Source organism: Paraburkholderia bryophila (assembly GCF_013409255.1).
Taxonomy (GTDB): domain Bacteria; phylum Pseudomonadota; class Gammaproteobacteria; order Burkholderiales; family Burkholderiaceae; genus Paraburkholderia.
On record NZ_JACCAS010000001.1, the window covers coordinates 515,275 to 530,519 of the forward strand.

General features: G+C 62.5%; 14 protein-coding genes. 11 read left to right on the forward strand and 3 right to left on the reverse strand.

Annotated elements, in window-relative coordinates:
- Positions 1-723: 723 nt before the first annotated feature.
- Together GGD40_RS02235 and GGD40_RS02240 are read right to left on the reverse strand one after the other, a co-directional pair.
- Positions 724-1,155 (reverse strand): transposase, encoded by a 432-nt coding sequence (locus tag GGD40_RS02235; protein WP_179704521.1) that lies wholly within the window; start codon positions 1,153-1,155, stop codon positions 724-726.
- Positions 1,156-1,208: 53 nt separating this feature from the next.
- Positions 1,209-1,907, reverse strand: a complete 699-nt coding sequence (locus GGD40_RS02240) for an OmpA family protein (protein ID WP_179704523.1) — start codon at positions 1,905-1,907, stop codon at positions 1,209-1,211.
- 895 nt (positions 1,908-2,802) lie between these two features.
- Here GGD40_RS02240 and GGD40_RS02245 point away from each other — a divergent pair.
- Together GGD40_RS02245 and GGD40_RS02250 are read left to right on the forward strand one after the other, a co-directional pair.
- Positions 2,803-3,237, forward strand: coding sequence for a YeeE/YedE family protein (locus GGD40_RS02245; RefSeq protein WP_179704525.1), 435 nt, complete (start codon positions 2,803-2,805; stop codon positions 3,235-3,237).
- Position 3,238: 1 nt separating this feature from the next.
- Entirely contained in the window at positions 3,239-3,670 is a 432-nt protein-coding gene (locus GGD40_RS02250; protein ID WP_179704527.1) for a DUF6691 family protein, read from the forward strand.
- Between the two features lie 442 nt (positions 3,671-4,112).
- Here GGD40_RS02250 and GGD40_RS02255 read toward each other — a convergent pair whose 3' ends face one another.
- Positions 4,113-4,283, reverse strand: a complete 171-nt coding sequence (locus tag GGD40_RS02255) for a hypothetical protein (protein WP_179704529.1) — start codon at positions 4,281-4,283, stop codon at positions 4,113-4,115.
- Positions 4,284-5,281: 998 nt separating this feature from the next.
- Here GGD40_RS02255 and arcD point away from each other — a divergent pair.
- Genes arcD through GGD40_RS02300 form a run of 9 tightly spaced genes read left to right on the forward strand, consistent with a single transcriptional unit; the run spans position 5,282 to position 15,177 of the window.
- Positions 5,282-6,766, forward strand: a complete 1,485-nt coding sequence (arcD, locus tag GGD40_RS02260; protein ID WP_179704533.1) for an arginine-ornithine antiporter — start codon at positions 5,282-5,284, stop codon at positions 6,764-6,766.
- A 17-nt stretch (positions 6,767-6,783) separates the two neighbouring features.
- Positions 6,784-8,001: an arginine deiminase gene (locus tag GGD40_RS02265; protein WP_179742679.1), complete on the forward strand. Its 1,218-nt coding sequence runs from the start codon at positions 6,784-6,786 to the stop codon at positions 7,999-8,001.
- 29 nt (positions 8,002-8,030) lie between these two features.
- Positions 8,031-9,029 (forward strand): ornithine carbamoyltransferase, encoded by a 999-nt coding sequence (gene argF, locus GGD40_RS02270; RefSeq protein ID WP_179742680.1) that lies wholly within the window; start codon positions 8,031-8,033, stop codon positions 9,027-9,029.
- A 9-nt stretch (positions 9,030-9,038) separates the two neighbouring features.
- Complete coding sequence (gene arcC, locus GGD40_RS02275; protein ID WP_179742681.1) at positions 9,039-9,953, forward strand: carbamate kinase; 915 nt, start codon at positions 9,039-9,041, stop codon at positions 9,951-9,953.
- Positions 9,954-10,002: 49 nt separating this feature from the next.
- Complete coding sequence (locus tag GGD40_RS02280; RefSeq protein WP_257030319.1) at positions 10,003-11,016, forward strand: HlyD family secretion protein; 1,014 nt, start codon at positions 10,003-10,005, stop codon at positions 11,014-11,016.
- On the forward strand, positions 11,013-11,957 hold the full coding sequence (locus GGD40_RS02285) for an ABC transporter ATP-binding protein (protein WP_179704541.1): 945 nt from the start codon (positions 11,013-11,015) through the stop codon (positions 11,955-11,957). The genes GGD40_RS02280 and GGD40_RS02285 overlap by 4 nt, the downstream gene beginning before the upstream one ends.
- Positions 11,954-12,907: an ABC transporter ATP-binding protein gene (locus GGD40_RS02290; RefSeq protein WP_179742682.1), complete on the forward strand. Its 954-nt coding sequence runs from the start codon at positions 11,954-11,956 to the stop codon at positions 12,905-12,907. Before GGD40_RS02285 ends, GGD40_RS02290 begins: the two co-directional genes overlap by 4 nt.
- Positions 12,904-14,040, forward strand: coding sequence for an ABC transporter permease (locus GGD40_RS02295; RefSeq protein ID WP_179704545.1), 1,137 nt, complete (start codon positions 12,904-12,906; stop codon positions 14,038-14,040). The genes GGD40_RS02290 and GGD40_RS02295 overlap by 4 nt, the downstream gene beginning before the upstream one ends.
- A 6-nt stretch (positions 14,041-14,046) precedes the next feature.
- Positions 14,047-15,177, forward strand: a complete 1,131-nt coding sequence (locus GGD40_RS02300) for an ABC transporter permease (RefSeq protein ID WP_179742683.1) — start codon at positions 14,047-14,049, stop codon at positions 15,175-15,177.
- Positions 15,178-15,245: the final 68 nt, after the last annotated feature.

Here is a 15,245-nt window from a genome sequence, read left to right on the forward strand (position 1 = left end):
GCGATCGTTTTAGATTTCATGATGGTTGCTCGAAAGAAAATAGAGGGAATGGGGTCCTTTGCTGTCGCGCCTCGATCGGGTAAATAAAAAACGGTCTACTGCGGGATAGACCGTTAACGAGGTACTGCATACAGGCAATGCCGCTCGACAATCACAACCTCTCGACTGGGACGTGGGTTCTGCGACCCCGGCGACGCATCCACTTTAAACGCCGCGAAATTGATTGAATGTGAACTTTAGTGAGTTTCAATTAAACGACATCAAATGATGTCGCATATTGATTACAGGGCTTAAAAAGCGGATTGAACTGAACCGCGGACGTGATAACTTCCGCGCTGTCTTTGGGTTGGCATGCATTGCTACTCATTGGCGCATGCAAACAATCAAGCTTAAACACCCGATATGTACAACCTCCCACCCATCGCTGGGAACGTTGCAGTCAATGCACGACGATACAGCGACCAATGCGTGAACGTCATTCCTGTCAACCAGATCTTCACGACCGGGTGGTCGATGTGAACGTACGCGATGTTCTCAAAGGGGCGCTCTGGGTTCTTGGGCTAATACTGGTCTTGCTGATTCTGGTCTGGTGCGTTCCGCCCGTGTTCTCGCAGACCACGTTCAAGTGATCTCATTTCAAGTGGGAAAAGGCGGGCGTGGTTGTCGAGTCAACGGGCAGGTTGAAGCTCAATACGACGGGATGTTGTTGCCATCGGGCGGCCGCTAGTCGAGTCTGGCGGGCTCGTCGGCACTGCGCGAACGTCGTTGGGATGGCGGGCGTCGAATCGAGCGCGCGGCCGCGTCCATGAACCGGACGTGATCGTCGAACAGTTCCCACAGTACATTGCCGAGAAGGCCGCAGCGCAACCAGACTCCGAAGTGCCGATGGCAGGTCTTCGCGTTGGGAAATCGGTCCGGCAGATCGACCCACGGCCGGCCATGAGTGAGTTTCCAGAGAATACCGTTCAGGGTCGCGCGCCGGTCGGCTGCGGGACGTCCGCGCGTTTCGGTACGGGCGTAAAACCGTTTGAACAGCGGTTCGACATGGGTCCACTGACTGTCGGTCAGATCGCCATGTTCCACGACGCGAATCATGTCCGATACGTGCAAGGCGACCCGCAACGACCATGGGTTTACCGTTTCCTGCTTCATCATGCGTAGCGTCCGAAATATCTGTCCAGGACTGACTCCGTCAGTCCGCTGCGGATTCACTGTTTATCCGGCACGATCTCCACTCGCCGGTTTTGCGCACGCCCGCTCGGGGTGTCATCTGATGCAACAGGATTCGCGTTGCCATAGCCCGTAACAAGGAATTGCCGCGCCTGCAGGCCGTGATCCTTCAGGTAACGTGCGACGCTAAGCGCACGCCGTGTCGACAGCGCCTGATTGTAGGGAGCGCTTCCGGTCGAATCCGTGTAGCCGTTCACGGCAACCGTATTGAACGTCACGCCGACTGCGGCGTTGATCAGTGCATCGAGGCGGTTGCGCGCGTCCGTCGTCAACGTGGCCTTATCCAGATCGAAACTGGCGTTGCCATTCAACGAGACTTTTCGTGGCGCCGGCGCCGTAGGGGCAACCGACGGCGCGGCCGGTTGGACGACAGGCGCGGCTTGCACGACAGGTGTCGGAATGCACTGGAACATCAGGGTGTGCACGTCACGCTGACTGCCGGCACTCGCGAGTGGCGAAATCTCGCGGAACGGGTGCACGGGTTGATTACCGCAAATTTCACGCGCCTTCGAGTAGCAGGTGTTCGAACTATCGAAGAGCCCATTGCAATTGACCTGGAATGCTTTTTCGTTATTCGGCAGGGCAATCGCGTAAGCGCTAAATGTGGGCCCCGACGCGGCGGAACATCCCGCAAGCGTACCTGCGGCCAACAGCATCAATCCGAGTTTCCATGTCATCTCAAACCTGCTCGTTGTATTCAATTTCATCGCCATTTATCGTCTCTTCGAAAAGTCGCGCACGCATGCCGCCTTGCACGCTTTCCGGAATGCAAAGCCCATGCTGCAACGCAGAGTTGATGCTAGCGATTCCACGGCCGCCGAATGTCACAGAATGTCGACTGATGCGGCCATCGGACGTGCACCGACCGAAATAAATCTCAGGTAGGACATGCAGGCAACGAAGTGACATTTGTTCGCAACGTCGCGCCTCACCGGGTCGTATGATCGTTTTTGATGATGCCGTTCCTCGGCGGCAGCCATCGCTCAGGTTGGACGAAGTACTTCCGTCACGCGCGCCGATCCCTCTCTCCGTCGGCGCGCCTTTTTTTGTGCCTCCCTCCCGTAATCCAAAGACTTCACGTATCGTGGCCGCGACGCGTGTGCGTGCCCAGTTCGACTCCGTCGAATCGCAGGTCTTCACGCGAACGGAAGATTCGAGCGTAAAGTTGTCGCGGACGACGTCGGCAACGTCAATTGTGGACGGAACGTTTTCCTTGTTCTCGATGACGCCGATCGCCTGACTGCGAAACCCGTACTTGCGGTTGTGTCTCGTCTGTTGCGCTACGCCCCCGACAACATCTCAGGTGGGCGACGCGGCCAAAGTTGCCAGCAACCTTGCCGGAAGCGGCTCCGGAATCGATCGTTACCTGGAGCACCTCAAACGGGCAGGGTCAGGAGACCGCCTGCTCGGACATCCTTCGAGACAAGCCGATTGACGTGAATCAAAACCGCCGTCCAAGTTATGCTTGCAGACCATGGCGTAGCGAACCGCGCAGGGCAGGTGAGGCGCGAACTGACCGATCGGCTTGCGAGCACATCGCAAGACCTCTGCGTCCAATGAAGAGGAGTAGGTATGTCGATTGATTTTGCGGGCTTCACGCCCGGTGGGTCGCTGACCGGTGGCCTGGTGATTGGCGCCGCGGCTGCGGTGCTGGTTCTGTTCAACGGACGCATCGCCGGTATCAGTGGCATTCTCGGCGGCCTGCTGGGCCAGCAGCGGGCCGACGCGGGATGGCGGATCGCTTTTCTTGCGGGGCTGGTCAGTGCCTCTGCGCTCGCAAGCTGGTTCGGACGACCGCTTGCAGCGGACATTCAGGCCGGTTGGAGCGAGATACTGATCGCGGGTTTTCTGGTTGGTCTCGGTACGCGCTATGCGAGTGGTTGTACAAGCGGCCATGGCGTCTGCGGGATCTCGCGTGGTTCGATCCGTTCGCTCGTCGCCACGGCGACATTCATGGCAAGTGGTTTTTTGACCGTGTTCGTGATCCGACATCTACTGGGAGCCTGAGATGGTTTGGCTTACCGCATTGATTTCGGGGCTACTGTTTGGCGTCGGGCTGATTGTCTCGGGCATGGCCAATCCGGCGAAGGTGCTGGGGTTTCTCGACATCGCCGGACAGTGGGATCCGTCGCTTGCATTCGTGATGGCCGGTGCGATAGCCGTCGGCTCGATCGCGTTCGGACTTGCGAGGCGCCGTCGGAGATCGCTGCTGGACTTACCCATGCTGATCCCACCCGCTAGTGCCGTTACGGCAAGGCTGCTGCTGGGAAGCGCGGTGTTCGGCGTGGGCTGGGGCCTTGCCGGGTTTTGTCCCGGGCCTGCGCTGGTGGCGCTGGGCGCCGGTTTCCCCAAGGCGTGGGGATTCGTCGCGGCGATGCTCGCGGGCATGGCAGCGTTCGAGTTGCTCGAAAGCTTCAAACTACGCCGCAAGCAGGGTTGAGTGCGGTTTCGTATGTTTGCTGCGGATCAAGATGCAGGTGCTCACGCCGAATCGGAAAAAGCAGGAGGCGGAGTGTGCTTGATAGCGGCGTTATTTGACATAATATAAATTATCAACCATCTGTCTGTCTGTGGCGGCAATATGCGAATGTCGTGTTTCAGCAAGATACAGATGTCGTGTTTTGCAGCTGATGCCATGCTGGGCGTTTCCGGCGTGACGCTGGCTAAGGAAACCGTGTGGCGCTGGATGCGTGAGGCCGGGCTGTGGATTCCACGCCGCCACCGACCATAAGATGTCCAACCGCGGTATCAAGACCGTGCAAGGGCGGCAGCGTCGATGCGCACGTGGTACCGAGGCTCGATTAACCCGTGCTCTATCGAGCGATACAAAAGACGTGGCCGCAGCATGTACCTGCGGCCACGCCGGTATCCCGCAGCTTTGCTCACTTCCGGGACAGCGCAAGCATGGCCTGCTCCAGTGCGGCGAGCCGGGCATCGGCGAGCTCGGCATGAAGCTTTATCGCGCGAATCAGGAACTGAACGTTGGCGTCCTCGCTTTTCGAGGCGAGGTCGTCAAAATCAGAAAGCAGTTTGCTGACAGTATCGGCATTCATAGCTGTTCCTTGCAGGGTAAGTAGAGGGTTTGCGATTCGACTGGACTCCTGGCAAGGAGCGATACGTCTGGCGCCGCCCCGATGGATCCGGGGCAACCGCAAGCGCCTTAAAACGTTCATGTCGCCATAACCTTGCCAGCGCTGACTCGGGCGAGCCGACGCTCAGAGCATGGCTGGCTTGCCCGCAATTTCCGGTCGGGCACGCCATTACCCAACAGGACCCGGCACACGCCTTGGCGGCCGCGTGCCGATCACAACGCGATCGGCCTTGTGCCCGGAAACGGCATTGGCGAGGACCACCGCAACGTCTTCGCCATATGCGTTGATTTCAGTCACCAACCCGCGCAGGCGATGCGTACGCAAGACTGCGAAACCATGTAGACGACAACAGCGGCAAGCTTCACGTGTTTCACATGTACCTGCAGAGTCTGCCGGCGCCCGTCGAGGTCCGGACGGTCGATGGCCAATAAAGACGATGCAAGGCGCCCTTCTGCTGCGCCTGTTCGAGCCAGAAATGGGCTGGAAATGGCCGAAAGTCCGGATCGCTTTCCCGACGAACTCGGTCCAGCGTCCTCTTCACAGGTCGGGTGCCGCTTTCAGCAATTCGATCGCAGTCCGTGTGAACAGAATAGAGGTGTCCGTGGCACCCTTCATGATCCAGATCAAGCGCATGCCAGGCATGCAATCCGCCCGCCGTACGTCAATCATGAAGCGCGTTGCGAAACCGCTTCGCAAACCCGGCAAACCGTTCATCGCCCTGCTTTGCGGTGAACCATTGTTGGGAAGCAACCCCGTTGCTCCGCGATATCCGGGATGCGACGTCCTGTTCGCGGCCCGATGTCGTTTAGGAGAACACCGGCGCGCAAAGGCAGCCTAAAGGTGACCCACATGCGAAGCATGCCCGCCAGCGCCCGCGGTCGGCGAAGGCTGATCCAGATCAATCGTTCCGGGGAGTTGCTGTGACTTAATCCATGCGTCTCCAGACCCCAGAGGTCGTCATGAAAAATTTAGCAGATCACCTGACAGGCGCACCCGTCCCATCCTCCGCACAGGCGCCGATCGCGTCGAGCGCACCGAAGCAATTGAAGCTCGGCTTGCTGACCGCCCTGGTCATCGGTTCGATGATCGGCAGCGGGGTCTTCTCCCTTCCGCAGAACATGGCCTCCGGCGCCGGCGCCGGCGCGGTGCTGATCGGGTGGCTGATCACCGGCGTCGGCATGCTGATGCTGGCGCTCGTCTACCAGACCCTGACCACCCGCAAGCCGGATCTCGACAACGGCATCTACGCGTATGCGCGTGCAAGTGCCGGAGAGTTCGTCGGCTTCAATTCGGCGTGGGGATACTGGGTGAGCGCGTGGCTCGGCAATGTCGGCTATCTGGTGATCGTCTTCGGCACGCTCGGCTATTTCTTCCCGATTTTCGGCGACGGTAATACGCGCGCCGCGGTGCTCGGTGCATCGATCGTCCTTTGGGCCATGCACTTCGTGATCCTGCGCGGCGTTCGCGGCGCAGCGGTCCTCAATGCGATCACGACCGTCGCCAAGATCATCCCGCTGCTGCTCTTCATCGTGCTTGCCCTGGCCGCCTTCAGAAGTCATGTTTTCACGCAGGACTTCTGGGGCAATCCGAAACTCGGCACGGTGTTCACCCAGGTCAAGAGCACGATGCTAATCACCGTCTGGGTGTTCATTGGGATCGAAGGCGCGAATGTGTTTTCTGCGCGCGCACAACGTCGTGAAGACGTCGGCCGTGCCACGGTGGCCGGTTTCGCGGTCGTGCTGCTGTTGCTGATGGCCGTGTCGCTGCTGTCGCTCGGTATCGTGCCGCAGGGCGATCTCGCCGCGCTGAAGAATCCTTCGATGGCCGGCGTTCTGGACAAGGCCGTCGGCACCTGGGGCGCAGTGCTGATCAGTATCGGGCTGCTGGTTTCGGTCGGCGGCGCCCTGCTCGCCTGGACGCTGCTCGCGGCAGAAACCCTGTTCACGCCGGCGAATGGCGGCGTCATGCCGAAGTTCCTGGCGCGTGAGAACTCCCACGGCGTGCCCGCCAATGCCCTCTGGGTGACGAACGGGCTGGTTCAGCTTTTCCTGCTCATCACGCTGGTTTCCAATGCGACCTATCAGGCACTGATCTCGCTCGCGACGTCGATGATCCTGGTCCCGTACCTCTTTTCGGCGGTGTACGCGACCCGCATCGCCGTCGCCGGCGAAAACTATCCGGCGGGCGATTCGGCACGTGGGCGCGACATGCTGATCGGCGCGCTGGCCACGGTCTATTGCTGCTGGCTGCTGTACGCAGCGGGCCCCAAATATCTGCTGCTCTCCGCCCTGCTCTACGCGCCTGGCGTCGTCCTGTATGGCTGGGCCAAACGCGAACAGCATGCGCGTCTGTTCAAACCATTCGAAGCCGCCGTGCTGGTCGCGTTAGTCGTGCTGGCGGCGATTGCCGCGTGGCTGCTGTCGAGCGGTGCACTCGGTCTTTAACCGACAAGGAATCTATCATGGGATTCGGCGTTTTCTCCGAAGTCGGGACGCTGCGCAAGGTCATGGTGTGCAAGCCGGGCTTGGCCCAGGCACGCCTGACTCCGCTCAACTGCCGGGAACTGCTGTTCGACGACGTGTTGTGGGTCGCGCAGGCAAAAACCGACCACTATGCGTTCGTCAGTGCGATGCAGGACCATGGAATCGACGTCGTCGACACCCATGATCTGCTGGCGGAAATTCTCCGCGATCGGCAGGCGCGCGACTGGGTGCTCGATCGGAAACTATCGCCCGGCACCGTTGACGCGGAATTGTCCGCGCAATTGCGTCCCTGGCTCGACGAGATGAAGCCGCAAGAACTCGCCATGCGCCTGATCGGCGGCATTGTGCGCGGCGAGTTGCCGTTCGAGCCTGCCGGCCTGCTGGCGCGTTGCGTGGATCACGCGGGCTTTCTTTTGCCGCCGCTGCCCAACGCGCTCTTTACGCGGGACAACAGTTGCTGGATCAACGACGGCGCCGTGCTCGGCTCGATGTACTGGCCGGCCCGCCGCCAGGAGACGTTGCTGAGCGCCGCCATCTATCGCTTTCATCCGCTCTTCAATGACGGGGCACGCATCTGGTGGGGAGACCCCGACGTCGATCACGGCGGCGCGACGCTCGAGGGGGGCGACGTGATGCCACTGTCGCGCGATGTCGTTCTGATCGGCATGGGCGAGCGCAGTTCGCCGCAAGGGGTCGCTCAACTGGCGCGCGCGCTTTTCGCCCGCGAGTCGGTCAAGCACGTGATCGCCGCCCAGTTGCCCAGCTCCCGCGGCGCGATGCATCTCGACACCGTATTGACGTTCTGCGACCGCGACCTCGTCACGATTTTCCCGCAGGTGGTCGACCGTATTCGCTGCACCAGCCTGCGCCCCGGCGAACGACCCGGGCAACTCGACGTACGCGCGGAAACCGCCCCGTTCCTCGATGTCGTCGCGAACGCAATCGGCTTGAAAACGCTGCGCACCGTCGCCACTGGCGGCGACGAGTGGGAGGCCGAGCGCGAGCAATGGGACGACGGCAACAACGTCATCGCGCTCGCGCCCGGTCTCGTGGTCGCGTACAACCGTAACGTCTACACGAACACCTTGCTGCGCAAGGCCGGCGTCGAAGTGATCACGATTCCGAGCGGCGAACTGGGCCGCGGTCGCGGCGGCGGTCACTGCATGACGTGCCCGCTGGAACGCGACCCTGTCTGACTCCCCCCACACGCTGAGGATCATCTGCCATGGCATTCAATCTGCGCAACCGGAGCCTGCTCAACATGCAGGACTTCTCGCCCCGCGACATCCGCTTTCTCCTCGATCTGGCCGCCGAGCTGAAACGGGCGAAGTACGCGGGCAATGAGGTACCGAAACTGGCTGGAAAAAATATCGCACTGATCTTCGAGAAAACGTCGACCCGTACGCGTTGTGCGTTCGAGGTCGCGGTCCACGATCAGGGCGGGCATGTGACTTATATCGATTCGGCGAGCTCCCAACTCGGCCGTAAAGAGTCGCTCAAGGACACCGCGCGCGTGCTCGGACGCCTGTACGACGGAATCGAGTATCGCGGCTTCCATCAGACCGTGGTCGAAGATCTCGCCACCTACTCGCACGTGCCGGTCTGGAATGGCCTGACCGACGAATTCCACCCGACCCAGGTGCTCGCCGATCTGCTCACCATGCAGGAGTTCGGCGAGAAGCCCTTGCATGAACTGTCGTTCTGCTACCTCGGCGACGCGCGTTTCAACATGGGCAATTCCCTGTTGATAGGCGGCGTGCAGATGGGCATGGACGTGCGGATTGCCGCGCCGCGCGAACTGTGGCCCAACGACGACCTGATCGCACAGATGCGCAGCCTCGCCGAACGCACGGGTGCGCGCGTGACGATCGTCGAAGACCCGCAGGCAGGCGTCGACGGTGCCGACTTTCTCTATACCGACGTGTGGGTGTCGATGGGCGAGTCGATGGACGCCTGGGGCGCCCGTATCGAGCTGCTCAAGCCCTATCAGGTCAATGCCGCGTTGATGAAGGCCAGCGGCAAAGCCCGCACGCGCTTCATGCACTGCCTGCCTGCATACCACAACCTCGAAACCGAGACGGGCCGGCAAATTCACGAGCGGTTTGGTCTGGCAGAGCTGGAAGTCACCGACGAAGTCTTCGAATCGGACGCATCGATCGTCTTCTCGCAAGCTGAAAACCGCATGCATACGATCAAGGCGGTGCTCGTGGCGACCCTCGGATAGGAGAACACCTTGCGTATCCTGATCGCACTCGGCGGCAATGCGCTGCTGCGGCGCGGCGAGCCGATGACGGTGACCAACCAGATCGCCAACATTCGTCGAGCCGCGGCCCAGATTGCGCGTCTTGCTCCCGGCAATCAACTGATCGTCGCGCACGGCAATGGCCCGCAGGTCGGCCTGCTCGCGTTGCAGGCCGCGGCGGAGGACGCTCCCGGCGCCACGCCGCTCGACGTACTCGATGCCGAGTCCGAAGGCATGATCGGATACCTGCTCGAACAGGAGCTATCCAACGCCCTGCCAAAGGGCCGCGAGGTCGCCACCTTGCTCACACGCGTCGAAGTGCACGCCGACGATCCCGCGTTCGGCCATCCGACCAAGCCGATCGGTCCTGTCTATGCGAAAGAGGACGCCGAACGCCTTGCCGGGCGCTACGGTTGGACCATCGCAGCCGACGGCGCCGGCTATCGGCGCGTCGTCGCGTCGCCCAAGCCGCAACGCGTCGTGGAACTGCAGCCGATCCAATGGTTGCTGGAGCGCGATGCGGTGGTGATCGCAGCGGGAGGCGGCGGCATTCCCGTGACGGTCGCCGCCGACGGCAAGACACGCTCCGGCGTCGAAGCGGTGATCGACAAAGACTTGTGCTGCGCGCTGCTGGCCGCGAACGTTGGCGCGGATCTGCTGTTGATCGCCACCGACGTCGACGCGGTCTACGAGCACTGGCACACGTCTCAGGAACGCGCACTCGGTGAGATAACGGTAGCGGAGTTCCGGGCCATGTCCTTTCCCGCGGGCACGATGGGGCCCAAAGTCGAGGCCGCCTGCGAATTCGCGTCACGCACGGGACGACCGGCCGTCATCGGTTCGCTCGACCAGATCGAACAGCTCGCCCGCGGGACAGCCGGCACGCGCGTCACCGGTGGTAAGTAGTCGTGCTGCGATGCCGCTGGTTTCACCACACCAGGGACACGACAAGACGATGTTCGACAAACTGCACATGACGTTATCCACACGCCGCCTGCGCATCCTGCTCGCGTTAGCGCTGCTTGTCGCCACTATCGGCGCCTATGGCGCGTGGCGCTGGTCGACGCTGTTCGGCCCCTCCGCGGACACGAGTCACGTCATCGTGTCCGGCAACATCGAAGCCCACGAAAGCGTGCTGAGCGTCACGCAGGTGCAGGCGCAGATCGTCAATCTGCCGTTCGACGAAGGCGCTTACGTGCAACGCGGCACCGTGCTCGCGCGGCTCGACGATAGCCTGTACCGGCAGCAGACGGAAATCGATCGCACCGATCTGGATGTCGCCACCGCGCAGATCAGCGCGAACGAAAGCACCCTGGCCGCCGCCCGGAACAGCGTCGTCAGCGACCAGTTCGATCTGGCCGAAAAGCAGCTCGATCTCGCCCGCGACGAGACGCTCCTGAAAAGCAACGCGGTCGCCACGCAGGCACGCGACCTCGCCCTCACCGCCGCGCGGCAATCCGCCGCCACGCTGGCGCACGATCGCGCTTTGGTCGACGTCGCACGCAACAACATCGCCCTGGCGCGGGCCAATCAGGCGGCGGCCGACGCGAAGCTCAAGCTCGACCAGGTGATGTTGTCCTATACCGTGCTGCGTGCCCCGTTCGACGGCGTGATCGCCGTGCGAGAAGCCGAACTCGGCCAGCTTGCGGGGGCCGGCGTCGCGATTTTTACGCTCGACGAACTCGATCATGTCTGGCTGCGCGCCTACGTGAACGAACAGGATATCGGCAAGGTTCGTCTGCACGAGGCCGTCGACGTGACGACCGACACCTACCCCGGCAAGACCTATCGCGGCCGTATCAGCTTCATCTCTCCCCAGGCCGAGTTCACCCCCAAGACGGTCGAGACGCACGCGGAGCGGGTCACGCTGGTGTACCGGATTCGCGTCGATATCGACAACCCAACGCACGAACTGCTGCCGGGCATGCCCGCCGATGGATCGATCGCACTGCTGGCGCCCGGCCAATGAGCGCTGCGCCGTCGTCCGTCGCGATCCACGCGCATGCGCTGGTGCGCAGCTTCGGCGCCGTGCATGCCGTGCGCGGCGTCAGCGTCGACATCGCGCGAGGGGAAATCTTCGGACTGGTCGGGCCGGACGGCGCGGGCAAAACCACCATCATGCGCATGCTCGCGGGGGTGCTGCGCCCGGATTCCGGCGAGATCCGGCTGGACAATATCGACGTCGTGGCGCAGCCCGAACGCGCCAAGGCGGCACTCAGCTACATGCCGCAGCGATTCGGCCTGTATGAGGACCTGACGGTCGCCGAGAACATCGCGTTCTACGGCGAACTGTTCAGCGTGCCCCGCAAAACGCAGCGCGAGCGCAGCGGCCAGCTTCTCGAGGCCGCCGGCCTCGTCCCGTTCAGGCAGCGCCTGGCCGGCCAGTTATCCGGCGGCATGAAGCAGAAGCTCGGTCTCGTCTGCGCGTTGATCCACACCCCCCGCGTGCTCCTGCTCGACGAACCGACCACCGGCGTCGATCCGGTGTCGCGCCGCGATTTCTGGGAGATTCTGTACAACCTGCGTGAAAGCGGCGTCACGATCGTGCTGTCCACGGCGTATATGGACGAGGCTGAACGCTGCTCGCGCCTCGCCTTGCTGCATGCCGGCGAGATCCGCCAATGCGACACGCCGGCGCGGCTCAAGCAGGCCATGCCGGGCGCGTTGCTGGCTATCGCCGCGGCCGATCCGCGCGCGGTGCACGATGCGCTCGTCGATGCGCCAGGCGTGCTGGGCGCATTGCTGATGGGCGACCGCGTGCACGTGCGAGTCGACGACGCAGCGCGCCGCACGCCGGAGATAACTGCGCGGCTGGCCAGCCGAGCCATCGGACCCGCGACGATTACGCCCGTCGAGCCAGGCATCGAAGACGTCTTTGTCGCGCTCGTCGGGTCGGGCAGCGCGGCATGAGCGATCCCGGCGATCCGGTCGTCAAGGCGGCGGGCCTAACCAAACGCTTCGGCGCGTTCACCGCGGTCGATCGTCTCGACCTGTGCATCGGCAAAGGCGAAGTGGTCGGCTTCATCGGTCCCAATGGCGCGGGCAAATCGACAACCCTTCGCATGCTGTGCGGACTGCTCTCGCCAAGCGCCGGACAGGCCTCGGTGGCCGGCTTCGACGTGAGCACCCAGGCCGAGGCGCTGCGGGCGCACATCGGCTACATGTCGCAAAAGTTCTCTTTATATGGCGACCTGACCTGCCGTGAAAACCTGCGCTTTTTCTGCGGCATCTACCGCGTGCCCCGTGCGGAGATCGACGAACGGATCCGCCGCGCTATCGCGATGGCAGGACTGGATGGGCGCGAGGACACGCTCGTGCGAACGCTCGCCGGCGGCTGGAAACAGCGTCTCGCGCTCGGCTGCGCGATCCTGCATCGCCCGCCCGTGCTGTTTCTCGACGAACCGACCTCCGGGGTCGAGCCAGAAGCGCGCCGACGGTTCTGGGACCTGATTCACGAGCTGGCCGCGAGCGGCGTCACCGTGCTCGTGTCCACACACTACATGGAAGAAGCGGAATACTGCCACCGCATCGCGCTGATCGACGCGGGACGGCTGGTGGCGATCGGCAGTCCAGGCGACCTGCGCGCGCACAACCTCGGCGGCAATCTGTTCGAACTGGTCTGCGCGCCGCTTGGCGCCGCCCTTGCCGCCTTGCGCGAGATGCCGGAGGTGATCGACGCCGCGATCTTCGGCGACCGCTTGCATGTGCTGATGCGCAGCGGCGCCGCAGAAGCCGGTCTTCAGCTCCTGCTGGCGCAGCGCCATATCGATGCGACGGCGCCCCGACCGATTCGTCCCTCGCTCGAGGACGTGTTCGTGCAGATCGTCTCCCGCACGAACAAAGGAGACACTACGCCATGAACCTGCGACGCCTGCTGGCCATGGCGCATAAGGAAACGCTGCAGATCTGGCGCGACCCGCGCAGCCTTGCGATCGCACTGCTCATGCCCTTGCTGCAGATGGTGCTGCTGGGCTATGGCGTCAGTCTGGATATCAGGCGCATTCCGCTGTGCATCGACGATCAGGCGCATAGCCAGATCAGTCGCGAACTGGTGCAGAACTTCGTTGCGTCGGGTTGGTTTTCGGCCGTCCATCCGCTCGACAACGAACGCTCGCTGCGCGATGCGATGGACCGTGGCACGTGCGCCGGCGTGGTCACGATTCCGGTGGATTTTTCGCGCGCACTCACGACCACCGGCATCGCTTCGGTGCAAACCGTGTTCGACGCGACCGATGCGAATACCACCAATATCGCCATTGGCTATGCGCAGGGCGTGATCGCGCGGACCACCGCGGACTTTCAGTCCCGCTGGAACCAGGCGCATGGTCTGCGGCCACAGGCAGTCGGCGTAGTCGATCTGCAGGCGCGCGTCTGGTTCAACGAAGGGCTGGACAGCCGCAACTTCATCATCCCGGGGATCGTGGCGGTGATTCTCGCGCTGGTCGGCGCGCAGCTCACTTCGCTGACCGTCTCGCGCGAATGGGAGCGCGGCACGATGGAGCAGCTTATCTCCACCCCCGTCACCGCGCTCGAAGTCATGCTCGGCAAGCTGCTGCCGTACTTTGCGATCGGCCTCGCGAATGCGGCGTTCTGCCTGCTCAGCACCGTGTTCTGGTTTCACGTGCCGTTTCGCGGCAGCATCGTCACGCTGCTCGCCACCACCGCGCTCTTTACCCTGGTGGTGCTCGGCATCGGCTATCTGGTCTCGGTCCACATTCGCAGTCAGCTCGGCGCGAGCCAGGTTGCACTGTTGTTGACCATGCTGCCAACCAGCATGCTGTCCGGCTACACCTTTGCCATCGACCAGATGCCCGCGCCGATCCAGGCCGCGACGCTGCTGGTCTACGCACGCTACTACATCACCATCCTGCGCGCCCTGTTCCTGAAAGGCAGCACCCTGACCGAGCTCGCCGCGCCGATCCTCGCGCTGGCCGTCTATGCGCTCGCGATCATCTGGATGGCCGCGCGCGCCTTCCACAAACACCTGGATTAGCTCGTCATGTTCGACCGCCTGCAGGTCATGCTGATGAAGGAATTTCTCGAGCTCAAGCGCGATCGCTGGGCCATGTTCCGGCTGATCGTGCCCCTGCTTCTGCAAGTCGTCGTCTACGGTTACGCGGCAACGTTCACGGTCAATCACGTGAGTCTTGCCGTGCTCGATCTCGACCACAGTCAGGCGAGCCGCAACCTCGTCTCGCACTTCGCGGCGACCGGAAGGTTCCATGTCGTGGACCATGCCGGCTCCGAACGCGCGCTGACCCATGACATCGACAGCGGCGACGCCTCCGTGGCGATCGTGATTCACGCGGGGTTCTCACAGTATCTGTACAACGGCCGCAGCGCGCCGCTGCAGGTCATCGTGGACGGCACCAACTCCAACACGGCGCTCATCGCGCTCGGCTACATCAACCAGATCGTGGCGCAATTCCAGAGCGATCAGGTGAAGGACGCGTGGCCCGAGTCTGCCGGCGCCGCGCCGGCCGCCGTGACGGTCGCGCTGCGCGAGCGCCCCTGGTACAACGACACCATCGACGATCGCTGGTTTTTTATCCCCGGCGTGGTCGGTACGCTCACGCTGATGCAGGTGGTGAGCCTCACGGCGTTCGCGGTGGTCCGCGAGCGGGAAATCGGCACCCTGGAGCAGATCATGGTGAGCCCGATCAGACCGATCGAATTCATCCTCGGGAAGACCGTGCCGTTCTTCCTGATCGGGCTTGCCGACGTCGCGCTGGTCACGGCGGTCGGTGTCGGCTGGTTTCACGTTCCGTTCGTCGGCAACCCGCTCGTGATGCTGGCGGGCGCCTCGCTGTTCCTGTTGGCGGCGCTCGGCCTCGGCTTGCTGCTGTCGACGTTCTCGCGCACGCAGCAACAGGCGTTCGCGCTCAACTTCTTTCTGATCAACCCGCTTTTTATCCTGTCGGGATTCGCCTTCCCCATTGCGGCTATGCCCAAAATCATGCAGTGGATTACGCTGTTCAACCCGCTGCGCTATTTTCTAGTCGTGCTGCGCTCGGTGTTTCTCAAAGCGGTGGGCTTCGACGTGTTGTGGCCGCAATTCGCCGCGATGGGCTTGCTCGGCGCGATCATGCTGGGCATCAGCGTCCTGCGGTTTCGCAAATCGCTCGACTGAATCGGCCACCCTCCCCCATTCGATGATCCATGTCAAAGCGCCAGCAGGCAAATGCAGTGCAATGGGAT